The sequence below is a fragment of the Niallia sp. M35 genome (assembly GCF_050971705.1).
GTDB lineage: Bacteria > Bacillota > Bacilli > Bacillales > Cytobacillaceae > Niallia > Niallia circulans_A.
In genome coordinates this window covers 230,126-249,827 of the sequence record NZ_JBPCEP010000010.1, presented here as the reverse complement: position 1 = coordinate 249,827, position 19,702 = coordinate 230,126, and the positions used below count along the sequence as shown (strand labels likewise).

At 36.1% G+C, this 19,702-nt stretch carries 20 protein-coding genes and 11 tRNA genes; 2 read left to right on the top strand and 29 right to left on the bottom strand.

From position 1 onward, the window contains the following. Positions 1-9: 9 nt before the first annotated feature. The 12 genes from NiCM35_RS16000 to NiCM35_RS15945 form a co-directional block, all read right to left on the bottom strand. Positions 10-83 (bottom strand) — tRNA-Gly (locus tag NiCM35_RS16000). A 40-nt stretch (positions 84-123) separates the two neighbouring features. Next, positions 124-200: transfer RNA gene (locus NiCM35_RS15995), tRNA-Pro, on the bottom strand. 4 nt (positions 201-204) lie between these two features. After that, positions 205-281, bottom strand: a tRNA-Arg gene (locus NiCM35_RS15990). 64 nt (positions 282-345) lie between these two features. Continuing rightward, positions 346-429, bottom strand: a tRNA-Leu gene (locus NiCM35_RS15985). Between the two features lie 55 nt (positions 430-484). Then, a tRNA-Leu gene (locus tag NiCM35_RS15980) sits at positions 485-569 on the bottom strand. A gap of 16 nt (positions 570-585) precedes the next feature. Beyond that, positions 586-661, bottom strand: a tRNA-Lys gene (locus NiCM35_RS15975). Between the two features lies 1 nt (position 662). Then, positions 663-737: transfer RNA gene (locus NiCM35_RS15970), tRNA-Gln, on the bottom strand. Between the two features lie 14 nt (positions 738-751). Continuing rightward, a tRNA-Asp gene (locus NiCM35_RS15965) sits at positions 752-828 on the bottom strand. Between the two features lie 22 nt (positions 829-850). Continuing rightward, positions 851-922, bottom strand: a tRNA-Glu gene (locus NiCM35_RS15960). Positions 923-941: 19 nt separating this feature from the next. Then, a tRNA-Ser gene (locus NiCM35_RS15955) sits at positions 942-1,032 on the bottom strand. A gap of 6 nt (positions 1,033-1,038) precedes the next feature. Beyond that, positions 1,039-1,113 (bottom strand) — tRNA-Asn (locus tag NiCM35_RS15950). Between the two features lie 156 nt (positions 1,114-1,269). Then, positions 1,270-1,746 (bottom strand): SprT family protein, encoded by a 477-nt coding sequence (locus tag NiCM35_RS15945; protein WP_095331001.1) that lies wholly within the window; start codon positions 1,744-1,746, stop codon positions 1,270-1,272. Positions 1,747-1,966: 220 nt separating this feature from the next. On the opposite strand from NiCM35_RS15945, the gene cmpA reads away from it, so the two are divergent. Then, positions 1,967-2,083, top strand: a complete 117-nt coding sequence (cmpA, locus tag NiCM35_RS15940) for a cortex morphogenetic protein CmpA (protein ID WP_123260059.1) — start codon at positions 1,967-1,969, stop codon at positions 2,081-2,083. An 88-nt stretch (positions 2,084-2,171) separates the two neighbouring features. Here cmpA and NiCM35_RS15935 read toward each other — a convergent pair whose 3' ends face one another. The 13 genes from NiCM35_RS15935 to acpS form a co-directional block, all read right to left on the bottom strand. After that, the gene (locus NiCM35_RS15935; RefSeq protein ID WP_095331005.1) at positions 2,172-4,361 is read right to left on the bottom strand and encodes a Tex family protein; all 2,190 of its coding nucleotides are present in this window, start codon (positions 4,359-4,361) and stop codon (positions 2,172-2,174) included. A 258-nt stretch (positions 4,362-4,619) separates the two neighbouring features. Further along, positions 4,620-5,216, bottom strand: a complete 597-nt coding sequence (locus NiCM35_RS15930; protein ID WP_095331007.1) for a PP2C family serine/threonine-protein phosphatase — start codon at positions 5,214-5,216, stop codon at positions 4,620-4,622. Next, positions 5,213-6,010, bottom strand: coding sequence for an RNA polymerase sigma factor SigB (gene sigB, locus NiCM35_RS15925; protein WP_047944172.1), 798 nt, complete (start codon positions 6,008-6,010; stop codon positions 5,213-5,215). The genes NiCM35_RS15930 and sigB overlap by 4 nt, the downstream gene beginning before the upstream one ends. Next, complete coding sequence (gene rsbW / locus NiCM35_RS15920) at positions 5,988-6,458, bottom strand: anti-sigma B factor RsbW (protein ID WP_047944173.1); 471 nt, start codon at positions 6,456-6,458, stop codon at positions 5,988-5,990. Before rsbW ends, sigB begins: the two co-directional genes overlap by 23 nt. After that, positions 6,455-6,787: an anti-sigma factor antagonist gene (locus NiCM35_RS15915; RefSeq protein ID WP_095331009.1), complete on the bottom strand. Its 333-nt coding sequence runs from the start codon at positions 6,785-6,787 to the stop codon at positions 6,455-6,457. Before NiCM35_RS15915 ends, rsbW begins: the two co-directional genes overlap by 4 nt. 55 nt (positions 6,788-6,842) lie before the next feature. After that, positions 6,843-7,853, bottom strand: coding sequence for a PP2C family protein-serine/threonine phosphatase (locus NiCM35_RS15910; protein WP_047944176.1), 1,011 nt, complete (start codon positions 7,851-7,853; stop codon positions 6,843-6,845). Between the two features lie 11 nt (positions 7,854-7,864). Further along, the gene (locus tag NiCM35_RS15905; RefSeq protein WP_047944177.1) at positions 7,865-8,266 is read right to left on the bottom strand and encodes an anti-sigma regulatory factor; all 402 of its coding nucleotides are present in this window, start codon (positions 8,264-8,266) and stop codon (positions 7,865-7,867) included. 3 nt (positions 8,267-8,269) lie between these two features. Further along, positions 8,270-8,635, bottom strand: a complete 366-nt coding sequence (locus NiCM35_RS15900; protein ID WP_047944178.1) for an STAS domain-containing protein — start codon at positions 8,633-8,635, stop codon at positions 8,270-8,272. 530 nt (positions 8,636-9,165) lie between these two features. Beyond that, the gene (ndoA, locus tag NiCM35_RS15895) at positions 9,166-9,516 is read right to left on the bottom strand and encodes a type II toxin-antitoxin system endoribonuclease NdoA (protein WP_016201246.1); all 351 of its coding nucleotides are present in this window, start codon (positions 9,514-9,516) and stop codon (positions 9,166-9,168) included. Between the two features lie 4 nt (positions 9,517-9,520). Continuing rightward, a complete protein-coding gene (locus NiCM35_RS15890; protein ID WP_047944180.1) occupies positions 9,521-9,802 on the bottom strand; it encodes a CopG family ribbon-helix-helix protein in 282 nt (93 codons plus the stop codon). A 336-nt stretch (positions 9,803-10,138) separates the two neighbouring features. Then, a complete protein-coding gene (gene alr, locus NiCM35_RS15885; protein ID WP_303985211.1) occupies positions 10,139-11,296 on the bottom strand; it encodes an alanine racemase in 1,158 nt (385 codons plus the stop codon). Between the two features lie 152 nt (positions 11,297-11,448). Next, complete coding sequence (locus tag NiCM35_RS15880) at positions 11,449-12,459, bottom strand: LolA family protein (RefSeq protein WP_095331013.1); 1,011 nt, start codon at positions 12,457-12,459, stop codon at positions 11,449-11,451. A gap of 318 nt (positions 12,460-12,777) precedes the next feature. Then, the gene (acpS, locus tag NiCM35_RS15875; protein WP_095331015.1) at positions 12,778-13,128 is read right to left on the bottom strand and encodes a holo-ACP synthase; all 351 of its coding nucleotides are present in this window, start codon (positions 13,126-13,128) and stop codon (positions 12,778-12,780) included. A gap of 109 nt (positions 13,129-13,237) precedes the next feature. Here acpS and NiCM35_RS15870 point away from each other — a divergent pair, with 109 nt between their 5' ends. Continuing rightward, on the top strand, positions 13,238-13,963 hold the full coding sequence (locus NiCM35_RS15870; RefSeq protein WP_095331017.1) for a rhomboid family intramembrane serine protease: 726 nt from the start codon (positions 13,238-13,240) through the stop codon (positions 13,961-13,963). A 547-nt stretch (positions 13,964-14,510) separates the two neighbouring features. Here NiCM35_RS15870 and NiCM35_RS15865 read toward each other — a convergent pair. The 4 genes from NiCM35_RS15865 to NiCM35_RS15850 all read right to left on the bottom strand — a co-directional run bounded on the left by NiCM35_RS15865 (position 14,511) and on the right by NiCM35_RS15850 (position 19,621). Further along, positions 14,511-15,938 (bottom strand): PH domain-containing protein, encoded by a 1,428-nt coding sequence (locus NiCM35_RS15865; RefSeq protein WP_433780056.1) that lies wholly within the window; start codon positions 15,936-15,938, stop codon positions 14,511-14,513. Further along, positions 15,931-16,410 carry a PH domain-containing protein gene (locus NiCM35_RS15860; protein WP_095331021.1) on the bottom strand — a complete coding sequence of 160 codons (480 nt, stop codon included), beginning with the start codon at positions 16,408-16,410 and terminating at the stop codon, positions 15,931-15,933. Before NiCM35_RS15860 ends, NiCM35_RS15865 begins: the two co-directional genes overlap by 8 nt. 153 nt (positions 16,411-16,563) lie before the next feature. Beyond that, complete coding sequence (gene cshA, locus NiCM35_RS15855; protein WP_095331023.1) at positions 16,564-18,030, bottom strand: degradosome RNA helicase CshA; 1,467 nt, start codon at positions 18,028-18,030, stop codon at positions 16,564-16,566. A gap of 898 nt (positions 18,031-18,928) precedes the next feature. After that, the gene (locus NiCM35_RS15850) at positions 18,929-19,621 is read right to left on the bottom strand and encodes an alpha/beta hydrolase (protein WP_433780054.1); all 693 of its coding nucleotides are present in this window, start codon (positions 19,619-19,621) and stop codon (positions 18,929-18,931) included. Positions 19,622-19,702: the final 81 nt, after the last annotated feature.

The following is a 19,702-nucleotide window of genomic DNA, read 5'->3' as shown; positions in this document are numbered from 1 at the left end:
AAAATAAAATGGAGCGGGTGATGGGAATCGAACCCACGACATCAGCTTGGAAGGCTGAGGTTTTACCATTAAACTACACCCGCATAATAAGAGTGATATTCTTTTTTACTTGACGAACATTCATGGTCGGGAAGACAGGATTCGAACCTGCGACCCCTTGGTCCCAAACCAAGTGCTCTACCAAGCTGAGCTACTTCCCGAATATGGCGCGCCCGAAAGGAGTCGAACCCATAACCTTCTGATCCGTAGTCAGACGCTCTATCCAATTGAGCTACGGGCGCATATTTCCGAAAGCGACTTTATAATCATACAATATTTTTTATCGGCTGTCAACACTTTTTTTGATGCGGCCGAGAGGACTTGAACCTCCACGGGGTTAACCCCCACTAGGCCCTCAACCTAGCGCGTCTGCCATTCCGCCACGACCGCACTATAAGAGATGATCCATTGTACATTCATAAATCTGTTTCGTTCATTAATTAGATGGTGCGGGTGAAGGGAGTCGAACCCCCACGCCTTGCGGCGCTAGATCCTAAGTCTAGTGCGTCTGCCAATTCCGCCACACCCGCTTGTTCTAATATATAATGGTGAGCCATGGAGGATTCGAACCTCCGACCCTCTGATTAAAAGTCAGATGCTCTACCGACTGAGCTAATGGCTCTTGGCTGGGCTAGCTGGATTCGAACCAACGAATGACGGAGTCAAAGTCCGTTGCCTTACCGCTTGGCTATAGCCCAATATTAAATATAAATGGCGGTCCGGACGGGACTCGAACCCGCGACCTCCTGCGTGACAGGCAGGCATTCTAACCAACTGAACTACCGGACCAAACTTTTTATAAAATAACAAATGACCCGTACGGGATTCGAACCCGTGTTACCGCCGTGAAAGGGCGGTGTCTTAACCGCTTGACCAACGGGCCATAATACCAAATCGCTTTCTGGCGGAGAAGGAGGGATTTGAACCCTCGCGCCGCTTACGCGACCTACACCCTTAGCAGGGGCGCCTCTTCAGCCTCTTGAGTACTTCCCCAAAAAATGGCTCCGCAGGTAGGACTCGAACCTACGACCGTTCGGTTAACAGCCGAATGCTCTACCACTGAGCTACTGCGGAATAATTTCTATCGACGTATTTGTTATCAAACGAAACAATTACTAGCAGCATTATAATGACTGCTCTCTTGTCGACTCTTTACATTATAAGGACATATAAATAATAAGTCAAGCACCTTTTGAAACTTTTTTTAAAACAAAATCCATCCATCTATAATTACTTATCTATCTGAATCACTTCTTCTAATTTTAATCTTCCCTTACATTTCCCACAAACATACTTTTTTATATCCATTCTTTTTCTTCTCGTATATTGCTGTTTACAAGAAACACAAGAATAAATAAGTATTCGCTTTGAGTTACCTTTCTTATTTCCAACTGGTAAAGGTGAACAATATCTTGGGCCACCTACCATTTTTAGAAGAGACTTAAAATCAGCATCCTTGTGCTGATATCCTTTGTTTAATAAATGAAGATGATAATGACATAATTCATGTTTTATAATCCCTACTAATTCATTTAAACCCATCAGATCATAATATGTTTTATTGATTTCAATATTATGAGTGCTTAACAAATATCTTCCACCAGTGGTTCTTAATCGTGGATTAAAGATTGCTTTATGCTCAAAGTTTCTTTTAAAGTAATCCCACGATATATCCTCCACTAACTTTTGTAATTCCTCATTTGTCATCGTACCGCTCATTCCTCCTCAACAAGACAAACTATTATAGCATACAATAGTTTTATAACTTACTAAAACGTACACAATCATGTAATCAAGTTAAATAAAAAATTCTATATTCCCACCTTAAACTAGGCAATTTTCTACCTTTTTTAGTTATCGGCATGAAAAGCTAAAGTAAATTTTCTATTTCAGCCTAGCCAAATCAAAAAAATAAGGAGTGGATATAATGCCTAATTGGTTACAAAACCAAATCAAAAAAGCTTTCTATGAAAAAAATAGCTATCAAGTAAAGCTGTTGAATCAATGTTGGTATTACTATTGCCGTAAAAATGCTGCTAATTAACTTTTCATTATAAAATGAACTCATTTTCTTTTCATAAACTAAGAATACCTGCGTTATCTCTTCCATCAACGCAGGCTTCTTTTTATTATTATTTTTCTTCTTTTGGTTTTAGCATTGTTAGTGCTACTCTTCCTTTATTATGGTCGACGCTGTCTACCCAAACAGTAACAACATCTCCCACACCTACTATATCAAGGGGATGCTTTACAAACTTATTGCTCAGCTTCGAAATATGAACCAAGCCATCTTGCTTTACACCAATATCTATAAATGCCCCAAAATCAACTACATTTCGAACAGTTCCTTGTAGCTCCATGCCCGTTTGCAGATCCTCTAGTTTCAATACATCTTTTCTTAATAATGGTGCAGCTAAATCGTCACGTGGATCTCGGGATGGACGAACTAATGCCTCAATAATATCCTTTAGCGTTAATTCCCCTATATTAAGTTCCTGTGCACTTTCCTTCAGATTAACCTTTGTTAATGCTTCCCTTAAAGCTGTAGTACCAATATCTTTTGTTTTAAATCCTAATGTAGATAAGAGTTTTTTTACTTCATCGTAATGCTCTGGATGTATGCCCGTTCTATCTAAAGGCTCCTCTCCATCCAATACACGTAGGAAACCAATTGCCTGTTCATATGTTTTTGCACCTAGGCGCGGTATCTTCTTTAATTGTTTGCGACTTATGAATTTCCCTTCTTCTTCTCGTTTCTTTACGATATTATTAGCAACCGCTTTGGAAAGACCCGCAACATATTGTAACAGAGAAGAAGATGCTGTATTTACATTAACACCAACTTGGTTAACTGCTGTTTCTACTACAAAGTGCAATGATTCTGCTAATTTTTTTTGAGATACATCATGTTGATATTGACCAACTCCAACGGATTTCGGGTCAATTTTAACCAATTCAGCAAGCGGATCTTGCAGTCTTCTCGCTATCGATACAGCACTTCTTTCTTCTACTTGGAAATCCGGAAACTCTTCTCTAGCAATTTCTGAAGCAGAGTATACACTCGCTCCCGCTTCATTTACTATTAAATAATAGATTTCTTTATTTTGCTTTTTTAGCATATCTGCTACAAATTGTTCCGTTTCTCTTGAAGCAGTACCATTACCAACTGCAACCATTTCAATATCATATCGATCTAAGATTTCTTGGAACTTTGCTTTCGCTTCTACTGTTTTAGATACAGGCGGATGAGGATAGATAACCCCTATTTCTAATACTTTCCCTGTTTCATCTACTACCGCTAATTTACAGCCTGTCCGATATGCTGGATCTACTCCAAGAACCATTTTCCCTTTTAGAGGTGGCTGTAATAATAGATTCCGAAGATTTTCTGAGAAAATGTGTATCGCCTGTTCTTCCGCTTTCTCGGTTAACTCATTTCTTATTTCCCTTTCGATGGATGGTTGAATAAGACGTTTATAGCCATCCTCAATAGCTTCTTTTATGATTAAGCCTTCAGGGGATCGGGCATTTGTTAACCACTTTTTCTCTAAGTATTCCGTAATTACTTCTATCGGAGCAACGATGGCTACTTTTAAAACATCTTCTTTTTCTCCTCTATTTAATGCTAAAGTTCGATGAGGGACAATTTTATTTATTGGTTCTTCATATTCATAGTACATTTCATAAATATTTTTTTCGTCCTTCTCTACCTTTTTAGCGGTTGACTGAATTTTCCCAGTAAGCATTGTCTTACTTCTTATCCATTTTCTGCTCTCTGCATCATCTGATATCTGTTCTGCCAGTATATCTTTCGCTCCATTTATTGCATCCTCAATGGATAAAACTTCTTTTTCCTCCGAGATATATTTATCTGCTTCTTCTTCTAAAGAATTTTTCTTTTCTTTACTAACTAACCATTCTGCAAAAGGCTCCAACCCTTTTTCTTTAGCAATCGTTGCTTTTGTTCGACGCTTTTGTTTATACGGACGATATAAATCCTCTACTTCTTGCAGCTTAATTGCCTTTATAATATTGTTATGCAGCTCTTCTGTGAGCTTCCCCTGTTCCTCAATTAAACGAATAACTTCCTCTTTTCGTTGTGCTAAGTTTTGAATGTATGTATACCGATCAATGATATCTTTTATTTGCACCTCATCTAGTGCCCCTGTTTGTTCTTTTCTATATCTAGCAATAAAAGGAACGGTATTTCCATCTTCTATTAATGTAATAACACTTTTCACTTGTTTAATTGATACACTCTGTTCTTTTGCTATAATCGCTAAATAGTTCTGTCCTTTTTCCTGTTCCAAAACCTTCTCCATAACACCATATCCTTTCTAGATTCGTCGAACATCACGTAAATTATTATTCCTATTATCTTTCTATACGAAAGTAATACCTTTTATTTTGATCTATCTCTATTTTAGCAAAAGGTTCTTGGAAAACATATTATCAACATAAAGGAAATTACATCCCTTCCTTTCTCTTTTTATTTTACTAGCTTATAGGTGTTCAATATCGTAGCAAAGGATACGATTAAATGAGCGAACTTCCATTTCGAACAAAAAAAAGCTTACTTTTCAAAGTAAGCTTCCTAGTATAAAAGTAGAATCATCGTTAGAGTTATTATATTTCCCAATAATATCATTTGCTATGGACCTAATAGGTAAATAGCCTTTTAGCAAATTTTTAATTCCTTGAATATTAAATCCATCGGAAAAAACAAGAAATTTAGCATGGTTTTCAAAAGTAAAACGTTGTGTATGATAATGTTGTGGTCTTCCTGACAAATACCCCGTTACCGGGAGTGGATACGTCAGTTCACCTGAAGGAGAATAAAGAAAGAATCGTATGTTGCCTACACAACTGTATACAATTGTCTTAGAAGCATAGTTTATTTTAAAAACACAAACAGCAGCCCCTCTTTTCTTTACAAGAACATTATTGGATAGTTCCATTAATTCATCTACAGATTTGGCATGGTTTTCTTTAATTATCTCCGTAACTGCAACGGATGCCTCGTTTGCATATTCACCACTACCAAGTCCATCCGCTAATACACAAATAAAGTATTCATCCGTTGATGTATAAAAAAAACTATCTCCACAAAGGGTTTTCCCTTTCTTGCTAGTCTGGTAGGAAAGCACATGAACATTATTGTCTTTCAACTCATTCATAAGATAAACTCCGAATTACTGGTCTCCGCCTGAATTGCTTCTTGTAGCTTTTTGATGGCTCTTCTCTGAAGCCTAGAAACATGCATCTGAGAAATGCCAAGCTTCTCTCCAGCTTCCTTCTGACTAAGATTATCCAAGTATGTATATTGAATAATACTCTTTTCTCTCTCTGTTAGTACATGCAGTACTTTTTCAAGAACTAACTTTTGATTTACTTTTTCAAAGCCTTGATCTACATCTCCGACAATATCTAGAAGTGTAACAGTTCCACCTTCCGAATCTGCTTCAATCGAATGATCAACAGACAATGCTTGATAACTTCTGCCCATTTCCATTGCTTCTAATACTTCTTCTTCGGAGACATCTAAATAATCGGCGATTTCATCCACCTTTGGAGAACGCTGTAAATCGGTAGTAAGCTGCTCAACCGTCTTCTTTATTTTAGGACCAAGCTCTTTTATTCTTCTGGGTACATGAACACTCCAAGTTTTATCTCTTAAAAACCGTTTAATTTCTCCAATTATGGTTGGAACCGCAAAGGCTTCAAAACTTTTTCCAAAGCTTTCATCATAGCGATGAATAGCACCTATTAATCCAATGATTCCAACCTGTGTAATATCCTCATGAAACATTTTACCTTTAGAATATTTTCGTGCCAGCATTTCTACTAAATCACGATAATTTATAACAAGCGCTTCTTGCGCCTTCTCATTTTGGGTACTTTGAAAATCTTTAATTAAAGCATTTACTTCTTCTTTTGATAAATGGCGATTAGGTTGAGATTGTTTCTGCATCCCTCTCCACCTGCTCTCCTTCGAGGTATTTTGTCATGAAAACAGTTACCCCGTTATTATGGTGAATCTTGACTTCATCCATTAATGTTTCGATCAAGTATAGGCCAAGTCCTCCTTCACGAAGAAATTCCACCGACTCATCCTGCTCATACGGACCCAAATCCTTTGTAGTGGAATGAAAGTCAAAACTTTTCCCATTATCAGCTACAATGACTTCCAAGCGATCATTATATAATCGAAATCCAACTAAAACTTCTCCTGCGTCTTTATTTTTATACGCATGTTGCACAGCGTTTGTACAGGCTTCACTTGTAGCTATCTTTAAGTCTTCAATTTCATCGTAGCTAAAGCCCATTCTGCTTGCAATTCCAGACAATGTTAAGCGAATAATCCCAACATACTCCGGTTTAGAAGGAATTTTCATTTCGATGTACTCAAAATGACTCATTGTATTCCACCTTCTATCTTGCTATTTATGTCTATAATGTCTGCTAATCCAGTTATTTCAAACAGTCTGATTAAGCGGCTTGATAGACCTACTAACTTAAATTCACCATTATTTGCTCGAACATTCTTAAATATGCCTACAAATACACCTAAACCAGTACTATCCATATAATTTACATCTGATAAATCAATTATCATTTTCATTCCTTCTTTTTCAGAAAAGGAATAAATCCGCTCCCTTAATTTCGGAGCAGTATACGCATCAATTTCACCAGAAACCTTAACTTCTACATCCAATTCTTTTTCTTTTACATCTATTATGATATTCATCCCGACCCACCTTCACATTATTACGATATTGTCATATACCCCATTAGAGGTACCATTAAACTTCTCTTTTAAAAATAATTAAAGTAAAATCATCACGTAATTGAAAATCTTGAATTTTTTCTAATTCCTTAAAGACATTTTCTACAATATTCTGTGCATCTAAATGCATATGTTTCCTTATGTATCCAAGAAGCGTTTCTTTTTCAATAAAGCCTTCCTTTGTTCTACACTCGGTTACCCCATCTGACATTAAAACAATCATGTCTCCTGGATAAATTTGCTTTTCAAACTGCTGATATTTCGTCCTTTTATCAACACCCAGCAATAATCCCTTAGTCTTCAGCTCACTAAACTGTTTCGTTTCCGCTTGATAATATAAGCCAGGCTCATGACCAGCTGAGGCATAATGAAATACATGTGAAAGCACATCATATGCTCCGTAAAACATGGTAATAAACATACTAGGATCTACATTTTGTTCAACGACCCTATTTAAATTTTCTAAAACATTGCTTGGTTTATTCCTATTTTCCGGAAGACTGTCCATCGCATACTTAATCATCGACATACACATAGCAGCAGGAATACCCTTCCCTATCACATCTGCAATGGCAATGTTAATAATCTGATCATCATCATGAACAAAGTGATAATAATCGCCATTCATCATTTTAGCCGGCACACTTATTGCCCCAATATCTAATCCATCGACCTTTGGAATATCTGTGCTTAATAAAGTTTGCTGTACATTTGCTGCTATTTCCATTTCGCTTCTTAACTCTTGCTGAACATGACGCAAGCTTTGATGTTCTCTATAAGCAAATCCATAGCCTATCATAACCTCTAAAAGGATATCAAAGGATTTTGTTACATATCCAGGTATATCTGGATATAAATCCATCAGAATAGATTTATGTAAACTGATTATATCTTCTGGTGATATTTTTTGTTCAATTGATTTCCTACTAAACTTTTGCCCTTGATAAAGAGCTTGTTCAGATTCATCTTTAATATAGTTCACAAGAAGATCTCGATATTTAGATTCCATCATTTCACGGAAATCCATTATCTCCCCCCCTATCTTAGCCACTTCACCGCCTGGATTTCTGTTCCATCGCCAATAGAGGTTTTAATATCAAACTCATCCATCAAACGTTTCACACCTGGCAATCCGGCTCCTAACCCGCCAGAAGTAGAAAAACCATCTTGCATCACTTGTCTAATATCCTTAATTCCAGGACCACTATCCATCGCAATTAGTTTTAAACCAGCTTTCCCATTATCAAAAAGCTTTTCTATACAAATCTGTCCTTGACCAGCATATAAATATATATTTCTTGCTAATTCACTAATTGCTGTGGTTATCCGGGCTTGATCAACGGTACCGAAGCCGAGCTCTTTGGCGAGGTTTCTGCCTAATTGTCGAGCGGCAACAATATCCCATTCATTTATAATTTTTACACAGGATTGGTCTCCCATAGGTCAGTCCTCCAATTCCTGTTGTAATTTCTCCAAACCTTTTTCTAGATCTAAGGCAGTTAAAACATCGTTTAAACTGATACCTAGCTCTACTAAGGTGATGGCAACAGCAGGTTGAATCCCTGTCAGTACCACCTTAGCCCCCATTAGCTTCGACATACCGATAACATCACCTAATACTTTTGCAATAAATGAGTCTATAAAATCAATAGAAGTTAAATCAATGACTACCCCGTTCGCACTGGTCTCATGGATTTTATTTAATAAATCCTCCTGAAACTGAAGGGCTGTTTGGTCATCTAATTCCCATTGAATGGATACTAGTAAGTAGTCATAAAGTTTTAATATTGGTATTCTTACTCTATTCACCCAAAACCAACCAACTTTCTTTTAATATATTTTTTACACACTTATCCATCCCGCGTTAGGGATCCTCTATTTAGATGGAAGAAAAACTAAAATAAAGCAAGAGCTTCCCTTGGTAAACATAAAGATTATAAAAAATTTATCCATCCGTAATCACCAATTTAATTGCTCCATATTTCCTGAGTTACTTCCTTCATTTTATCATATTAACAGAGACTTTCTATTTTCAAAAATGGGTATATTGAAAAACAAGCGGTATTTTTGGGCATATTCTCCACTTGAAAATTTATTCATCCTTCTACTAAAGATAGGTGATGACTTTTCTATATTCCCATTTTCCTTATCCTTCAAACCTATTATAAAAATTTTTTGTTATACAGTAAAAAAATTGCTCCACTATTTCCTTTCAAACTAGAAAAAACCTCCAAAATAAATAAGGAGGTTCTTTCTAGTTTAACATACGAGCTTTTTTTACATCCAGAAAGGTTGTAGTTAGGGTTATAAAAAAAAGCGCTGCAATGAGCGCATTATACTTAAAATTCAATGAGACCTAAACTAATTTGTAGAGCTTCATCGACTTTTTCCATCATTTCCTCATCAAGATGAGTAATTTTGTCCGTTAGCCTCTGTTTATCTATCGTACGAATTTGTTCTAAAAGAATTACCGAATCTCTTTCAAAACCATATCGCTTCGCATCAATTTCCACATGAGTCGGCAATTTAGCCTTTTGAATCTGAGCTGTAATTGCTGCAATAATGACTGTGGGACTGAACCGATTCCCGATGTCGTTTTGAATGACAAGTACAGGACGGACGCCGCCTTGCTCTGAACCAACAACTGGGGATAGGTCTGCAAAATAAACGTCACCACGTTTGACAATCAAAGGATTACCCTCCGCTTACAAGACGTTCTACTGTATGCTCTGCCTCGTATTCTGCGAGAAAGCTTTCTGATGCAATGGATAAATTTAATTTAGCCATTTCCATATATCCTCGTCTCATCGATTCGCGGATATGTCTCTTTTTCCGTTCGCGAAGATACATTTTCGTTGCTTGATAAATAAATTCACTACGATTAACATTTTCTTGCTTAACGAAGCCGTCCAATTCAGTTAACAAATGCTTTGGTAATTTTATCATGATCTCTGTCGTTGTGCTAGATTCAGACACAAACATACACCTCCACCATCACTACACACCATTTTTAGCTCTGCTTTTTTTAATCATACCACTAATAAGTGTTTCTGCAAAGTCCATTCAGCAATTCTACTGTATTATCCGCCAAAAATTATCCCTTTTATGCATGAAAGAATAGAAAAACGAAAATTATTCACAAAAATAATAGCTATTCTTCCATATTTTTCATATAAATAGATCTTCAAATGGTATCTGTGACCATAATTAATGTATTCAGTCATTTCCTTATCCATTACTTTTATTTGATCTTGAGTTTAAAATATTCATCTGGCAGCAAGCAGTCGAAACCACCATTGCTTTATTCTTCCTCTAGATTAAGAAATTTACTGTTTCTGTGACATTTCCATATTGTTTAAAAACCCGCGGAACTCTTGTAGAAATCATACATGTGATTTCATAATTAATCGTTTCTAGTTTAGCAGCAATTTCATTCACAGAGATTTCTGCATCCCTTTGCTTCCCAATTAGCGTTATTTCTGTTCCTGGCTCTAAATAAAACGGCAGCCTTATCATACATTGATCCATACAAATTCTCCCTACAATCGGCGCTCTTATTCCTTCGACCAGAACCTCTTGTCCTTGCAGTTTACGTAACCATCCGTCTGCATAACCAATTGGTAAAGTCCCTATCCATTCCTCTTCTTTTGCCTCATAAGTAGCTCCATAGCTCACTTTATCGCCCTTGTTTAACTTTTTCACTTGGACTAATTTTGTCCTTAAGGAAAAAGCTTCTTGTAATGGATAAGGTAAATCAGGTTCAATTTCAAGAGAAGGTGTTAATCCATACATAGAAATCCCCAAACGCACAGCATTATATTGCAAATCAGGATGCAAAAGACTTGCCGCACTATTACTGCAGTGAATAATTGCGGGCAGCTTTGTAAAAGAAGATAGTAGTTCCTTAAAGCGTTGAATTTGGCTTTCAAAGTAAGAAGAATTTTTTTCATCCGCTGTTGCAAAATGAGTAAAAATCCCCTCCACTACAATATTGGGGTGTTTTACCAGCAATTCTTCTATCGATTGAATCTCCTGCTCATTTCTAACCCCAATTCTCCCCATACCTGTATCTAACTTTAAATGAATCGTTAATGAATCATCCTTATTTAAAAATTGAACCGCTTCTTCTAACCAATCTTTATAATAAACAGTTAAAGTTACTTTATATTTTATTGCTGTCATAACATCCTTCGGTCTACTTGCGCCAAGCACAAGAATCGGTGCTGTTATTCCTTGCTTTCTTAAACTGATTGCTTCATCTAAAAAGGCTACGGCCAAGTAATTCGCACCAGACCGTAAAGCAGTTCTGGCAACTTGCAGAGCCCCATGCCCATATCCATTTGCCTTTACTACTGCTATTAACTTATTTTCAGGATGTAATTTTTTTCTTAATTCACCAACATTATATGCAATAGCATCAAGATCAATCTCCACCCATGTATCACGATAAAAGTTATCTTCTTGATTCAAATCCTCACACGTCCTTTTTAATAACAAACTTATTCCTTAAATTATTCTACTGATTGATCCGCTTGTCAATTCTAATCCTTATAAGTTTAGCGTAACAAGTAATTATTCCACATAAAAAAACAGCCCCCTGTTGAAGGCTGCCTGAGTATTACTTATTTTATTGCCTCTCCTTGTACGGAGCGTGCAACAGTAACTAATTCATCACGAGTTAAGTCACTTGATGCAATCGTATAATCGACGCCTTCAAACGTCCATGATACTTTAGAATCTGTAACTTCACCAATGGTAAATCCTAAATCCACTGGATCTCCCTTACTAACGATTGGTCCTGCTGTAGCTGGTGCTACTACTGCTTTTTCTTGAATAATCGTATAAGATTTTTCTCCATCATAAGTGAGGATTACACGATTACCGTTTTCAGAAGCCATTTTTTTCTCTTCTACCAAGCTGACTCCTTCTAATGGTTCTTCCGGATATTTCACGGCAAAGTCTTTGTCTTCGATTTCTCCCATAACTGGAATAACCATCTTAGCCGCAGTCATACTCTTTTGTAAATCAAAATCTTTTTTATCAAAGGAAACATCAAACTTCACATTAGAAAACTTCACCGTGACCAACGCTACGCCCTCTACATCCTTTACTTTTACACTGACAGGAGAAAGATCCTTCTTGCTGAAGGCAATCTCTTGAGTTGGAAGCATTTTATTATTCTGATAGCGAGTTTTTGTTTCAAAAACGTAGTGCTTATCTGTAGCAGAAAATTTCACTTCTTTATCTTCTTCAATATCTTTCACTAAAGACTCATAGAGATAAGCTTGACTACTATTTTCCGGCCACTCACTTTGAAACTTAAAGGATTTGTTTAAAGCTGGCGTTAATACATAGACGCCTTCTTCATTTTTCAAAATCATTTGGCTTTGATTTTTTGCTGAATTCTTTAAATTCACTCGATAAAAGCTTGGGTCTTTATGCCACACTTCCACTTCATAAGTCTGTGGTTCTGTTCCCATTTTGAGAGTCATTTCGGCGTCTGCTTTATACCCTTTTGTCTCGACCTTTTCTTTTAAATCAGTCAGAACATCTTCTTTCGATTTTGTTCCGCAGGCAGTTAACAAAAGCATGACCGTTAGCCCTACAAATAGCAACCAAATCTTCTTGTTCATTTTTTCAACTCCCCTATTCTCATTTCACGTCGAAAGAGAGAAAAATAAGCAAACAGTATTTCTAATAGAAACTCCTCTTCCTTCTCTCTTGGAATTACCTATTAGAAACCGCGAAACCATACTTGTCTCTCCTATTTCTCTATGAATATATGAGACAACCTTCGGGAATATGCTACTTGAAATCATAAGTCTTTTGGTTGATATTTCTTCTGTTTATTTCTCTTTGCCTAAACAGAATCGGACCCGCTTCATTGAAGTAGTCATTTACCCCTCCCAAACAAAAGAATAAGGAAAACGATGAAATCCCTCTCGCTTTCCTTATTCCTCAATAATAACTTGTGCAAAGGCATAGTGTTTGCTATGAGTTATAGATAAATGGACTCCTTTTGAAAATGGCTTTAAAATACATGGCTTCCCCTTTTCCTCATATCCTATTTCAATATCCAAAAAGCTTAAGTTCGCTCCAATCCCTGTGCCTAGCGCTTTTGAAAATGCTTCTTTTGCTGCAAATCGTCCTGCTAAAAACTCACATTTACGATGGCCAGATAGCTGCTGAAACTTTTCCATTTCTTTATCCGTTAGAATGCGCTTTGCAAACTTCGGCTTACTTTGGAGTAAAGATTCGATTCTTTCTATTTCTGTTATATCAATTCCCGTTCCGCTAATCATAAGACAACTCCTTCTATTCTATTGCTAGTGAGCATAATATATTGTATCTTTTCCTATTCTTTGGCTATTATTGTAGAAAGAAGCTTTATTTAGGAGGTATTAAATACTGTTGTTTACCAGAAGAGAAAGCTTTAAAGAGTATATTACGTATTATCCTGTCGTTTCCATGATCTTACTTATTCATCTAATTCTATATTTATTAACCAATCTCCCTATCTTTCCAAATAAATATTTATTAGAAACCATGATGGGTGTTAACCTTTATATAGTAGAAGGAGAATGGTGGCGCTTAATCACTCCCATTTTCATCCATGGAGGGTTTGCCCATCTTCTATTTAACAGCTTTAGCATTTTCTTATTCGGACCTGCTCTCGAAAGAATACTTGGTAAATTCAAGTTTCTTCTTATTTACTTAGTCACTGGTATCGCAGCAAATATTATCACTCTTCTTATCGAACCACTTACCTATGTTCACTTAGGTTCTAGCGGCGCAATATTTGGTCTATTCGGCTATTATATTAGTCTAGTTGTATTTCGAAAAGACATTATTTCTCAAAGCAACGCCCAAATTATTACGACCATTGCTGTTCTTAGCTTAATTATGACCTTTTTACAGCCAAATATAAATATTGTTGCCCATATTTTCGGATTTCTAACAGGGGTCATCGTCGGAAGTTTATCGGAATCAAAGGGAAAGAAGATTTTTTCCAGTTATAAAGAAGAATGGTACTATTTACGACAACAGCTCCGCCGCACAAAAAAGCCTGAAGCAAAATCAATTATCATTTGGATTATCATCTTCGGTCTTGCTATTATAGGATTTGTTAGTCAATAATAACTATTATATATTTTACTTTGTCCAAATCTCTCGCAAAAACAGGGTGAGGTTGTGAAAAAATAAACTAGATAAAGGATAAAGGCAAACAATATCTAATTTAATATCCAAACCAATTCGTTCCATCATTAATTTCATAAGAAAATAAAACGGAGCAGACTGAATACACGTAGATTCCTATGGGAGCTGCAAGAAAGTCCGAGACCTTGCAGGAGCGAAACGACGAAGCAGCTCGGCTCTCGCCCCACCCATGGAAAGTGAAGTGTATTCAGTCTGCGGGTAATGACCACACATTCTTTCTTAAATGAAATAAAAACCCCAAAACAATAATCCGAATTTTTTAGGTTATACGCATTCTTAATCGGTTATATTTGGTTAGAATACTTTTTCCCCAACCTTTTTTAAGCTATTTCAAGGAAGTGATTGTGTTAAATCTATATACAAGTTTATTCTTTTGAATTAAAAACTTTAAAATGGAAGAGTGATATAATTTTCATACCGAATAAATTAGAACTTGTTGGGCTATTTAGCTTTATCCGACACTCACTTAACTTAGCGAATACCATTCATATACCTTTTCTACGTCTTCTTTGGTCAGGTCTGTAACTACCCCAGTGGCTCCTCCAGCACCAGAAAGAACAACCCCCTGTACAGAAGCAAGCTTCCCTTTTCGCTGCCACCATCCCTCTGTATAGTAAAGGGCTTGAATTCGATTTCGTCTCATCAGGAAAGTCGTTTTATTAAATTGGCGGAAGGATAGTGTTAACTGCTTACCTGAAATACGGTATCCAGCTGAACGATAATTCCAGTAGCCCCATAATGGTAAAACAAGTAATAACAACAACGATAACGCTCCCCATTCATGAAAAAAGTAAATCAAAGCGATAATAACTGGTAATGCTGCCCAACTATTTTTAATAATATACCTCCAAATTGATCGTTTTGGCGGCGAAAGCAACTCCTCATTCCATTCATACTCAGGTACCATTTCTTTTAATAAAAGTGGTAATTCCTTCTTCTTTAATAACGGAACAGCAACTACATCAGAAGCTTCTATATCATCAAAAGATCCACCAGCGCTAATAACAGATACACCTACTAATTGAAACGGCTGTCTAAGCATTGCTTCTGTTATTTTAATTGCTTGAATCCTTCTCAGCGGAATAGTAATCTGCTTTTTCTCGATTAGGCCACGTGTAATAATCAAATCATCTTTCGTCTTCGATAATGTAAAATTCGCATATTTTAATATGGTAATGAACCAAGATAAAATCCATAACAATACAAATAAAACAAAGACAACGATAGAAACTAACGCTACACCGCTTGTAATGACTTGTTGAACATGTTTGTAGATTTCCTTATACGGAATTAAATCATCAAATTGTGAAATGAAAGCAAAAATTGCGGAGATAATCACACCTACGCCACCCGAAGTTGACGCCAAAATCACTAATTTTTTTGATGTAATCCGGTAGATTTCTTGTTGAGCAGGTTCTACTTCTTCTATCATTTCGTCCGTTTCAATCTGCTCATTCTTTTTTTGAATAATATATCTTTTTAATTCTTGAGCAACCTTTTTAGAAATAGCAGTAAGCTCGCCTTCAGCTTCAGCACCACCTGCTGTTTCAATTTTCACTTTTACTAAACTAAATGGACGGTGAAAGATTCCCTCTGTAAAATCGATACTTTGAATACGTTCAAAGGGAATGTACCGTTTCTTTTTTATAAATACACCATACTCCATTCGCAATTCATTTCCTACCACATAAAAGGTGAAAAAGTACCATGACAAAAATCCGCTAATGAGAATAATCAAAAGTAAGAGGGACGCTCCTAGAATCGTATATAAACTCCAGTCAGTGGGCTTACCTCCAAGCACAATAATTCCAATAAACGGAAAGATAAACTCTCTTAACCGCTTCAAAATAACGTAAATAATGGAAACCGGATGAAGTCTGTTTTGCTTAAACATCTTCTTCCGCCACCTTTGCTTTACTAGAAATATACTGTCTAATTTCTTCTGCTTCATCCACTTGAAGCACAGGGATTTCGTGTACGGTTGCTGCTGTAGAAATCGACACTGTGGCAAGCTCATACTTTCTTAATAAAGGTCCTTGCTTCATGTCAACATGCTGTACTCTAATCATTGGAATAAGCGTTCGCTTTATTACAATAACTCCTTGCTGTATTTCAATTTCATCTCCTCTTACTTCATATCTCCATCTTTTCCACTTTAAAGGCGGCATAATGCCAATTGTAAGAGCTATATGAAAAAGAAGATAAATAACTGTTCCTATACTTATAAGTATGTGCCAATCAAAAAGAATAGCAAACGTAATTAACCCACCACCAATAACCATCATAATGAGCGAAGATATAATTCCTGTTAAGCGCCAAACAGTGATCCCCTTTTTCGATAATCTATTTTGAGGTATTGTTATCAATTACATTCCTCCTATTTTCTGAATTTTGTCTGTATCTCTTAACTATATACGAAAATATGATAATGTGGTTTCATATTTTTCTATCTCGCTACGCTTATCCCCAAATAAAAAACCTCCACGAAGTTTTCTTCATGGAGGTTTCTGATACAAAGCTTAACGGTAAGACTTTGATTTATTGTAGCTATTGCCTGATTGACCTTGACGTTTGTTGCCGCCATAGCCTTGACGTTGACGTGGGTTGTAGTTTTTACGTCCACCACGGTCATTATTTTTATCATACGGTCTGCGGTCACGTTTCATTGGCAATGGCTTTTCTTCTGTTAATTTAACAGGAGTTGTATCTGGTTCTTTTGTAAGCATTTTTAGAACTGCAGCTACAACGGTAGAAGCATCTTTTTGTTCCAATAATTCATCCGCAGTATTTCGATAAGATTCTAAGTTATTTTCCTCAATAATTTGTGATATTTTTTCCATAACAGCTTTTTGCTGTCCTTCTATTGCTTGGTCGACTGTTGGAGGAATCATCTTTTCCATTTTTCGCTTCGTTGTTTTTTCCACAACTTGCAGATAAGATCTTTCACGATACGTAATAAACGTAATAGCTACCCCTTCTTTTCCTGCACGGCCAGTACGTCCGATACGGTGTACATAGCTTTCTGGATCTTGAGGGATATCAAAGTTATAAACATGTGTTACACCGGAAATATCAAGTCCACGTGCAGCTACATCTGTTGCCACTAGTACATCAATCGTTCCTTCTTTAAACTTACGAAGAACAGACATACGTTTCGCTTGGCTTAAATCTCCATGAATCCCTTCTGCTGTATAGCCACGTAGATTTAATGCTTCAGACAGCTCATCAACACGACGTTTCGTGCGACCAAATATAATAGCTAGTTCTGGAGATTGAATATCCAATAATCTTGTTAATATATCAAATTTCGTTTTCTCTTGTGTTTCGATATAATACTGTTCAATCAACGGCACAGTCATTTCTTTTGCTTTCACTTTAACTACTTCTGGATCTTTCATAAAGCGCTCTGCCATTTTTCTAATCGGTCCTGGCATTGTAGCAGAGAATAATAATGTTTGTCTTTCTGTTGGAATTTTTGAAAGGATTGCTTCAATATCATCAATGAATCCCATATTTAGCATTTCATCTGCTTCGTCTAAAATAACTGTTTGAACATTATCTAATCGAAGTGTTTTACGATTAATATGATCTAATATACGTCCAGGTGTCCCAACAATAATATGCGGGTTTTTCTTCAATGCACGGATTTGGCGATTTATATCCTGTCCGCCAAAAATAGATAATACTCTTGTGCGCTTTCCATATCCAATTTTGTATAATTCTTCTGAAACCTGAATAGCTAGCTCTCTTGTCGGAGCAATAATAATTCCTTGAATTACTTCATTCGCTACATCAATTTTATCAACTAAAGGCACTCCAAAAGCAGCTGTTTTCCCTGTTCCTGTTTGTGCTTGACCAATTAAGTCTTTATTTTGAAGGCTCAATGGAATCGTTTCTGCCTGAATAGGCGTCGCTTCCTCAAACCCCATTCTTTTTAATGCTTTCATTGTAGCAGGACTAATACCTAAATCTTGAAACTTTACCAATATATCCAATCTCCTTCTAGTCATTAAAAAATATCCATAAACAGATGGAATAAATCCATCATGCCAACCATTCGTATGTACCTCATTTATCTAAATGAAACATATTAAAATGGCATATCGTATTCATCACATTATGCCTTCCCCATACAATTAAATAGAAATGATGCTCGTTATATATAAATGATGAAAGTTATTGTTGGTTTCAATAGCCTTACAACCTTTATCAGGAGAATGATGAGGGTATATGCAAAATATTTAAGTCTTATTAGTTATGAGATACTATTTAACTTAGTTATAAATAGGAGGAAATTTCAAATGACTTCTATTTATTTTTATAATAGCTCTGTTACCAATTAATGATTAGTCTGTTTCTCCTAAATGAGAATCTTCAAAATTCACGCTCGAAAAAACATGATCTTTTCACGGAGCTTAAAACCAAATCAGCTAATTTAGAAAAGTTAGCCAAATACAAAGAACAATGGTTATTCCCTTCCTAGACAAAAAATTCATTTTCTCGGAATTCTTCTTCCATTCATTTCTCTCTATTTGACTAATTTATCGTTTAAAAAGAGGATTTTTCTTCTCTAACATTATGCCCCAAATGTTAAGTTTGTCACCCTACTTTTTAAAATAATATTATCATTAAGATATACGCTTTGCAATAAATTGGGCAGCTGAAAATCTAGGTTTTATGCGTGTTTTTACCATTTTTACAATGTAAACGCTTTATGCTAAAAAGGCGGCCTATTACGTCATTTTATAGAGTTGATATAAGATTATCTTTTAATTCCACTCTTCTTTTAGTCTAAAGCTAAAGGCCGAAAATAGACAAACCTTCCTTTCTTTACTGTCTCCAATCGACCTTCCTTCTATACGATTGAACATGGATACTTTTAACTTATGAGGGCGCCTTGAGGAATGTTATTATTTCTTGAAATAATGATTCTCTTTTTTCACAATGACAAATTAAGTGCTTGGATTCCTCCACATATAATATCTTCTTATTTTCTGCCCGAATTGTATTATACAAATAGGCTGCACTCTTCAACGGGACAATTCCATCCTTCTCCCCTTGGGCAATCAATGTTGGCACTTGAATGTTGGCTAACAATGGTTTTACATATTGCACAAGCTTCCTGAACTGAATGGCAGCGGCTAACGGAGTACTTTTAATTTTGTTCATATAGCGGATAAATTGCTCATTATCTTTAATTCGCCCTCGAAAAAAATCAGCACAAATTATTCTTATATCCTTTTGAAGCTGAACCAAGTTTACATAATAAGCAGCTGCACTTAAGAGAATTAATTTCTTAATCGGATACTTTGCTGCTAAATAGCTTGCTATTAATCCACCCATGGAAAAACCGACAACATATACTGTGTCGTGTCTTTTTAATAAATCCTTTAACGCTTCTTCCGCATATTGGATCCACTCATTATATATAATCCCTTTTAAGCTTAATTGATCGCCATGCCCTGGAAGAGTTGGAACCATACACTCCCAATTGGTATAGTTCTGAATATATTCAGCTAGTGGTTCTACCTCCATTGGAGAACCTGTAAATCCATGTATACATAAACACGCTGTCATTTACTCCCCCTCCTTTTAGAGATATTTTACACTATAAGAGTAATTCATTTTTTATATACATTTCTTAACTATCCACTCTAA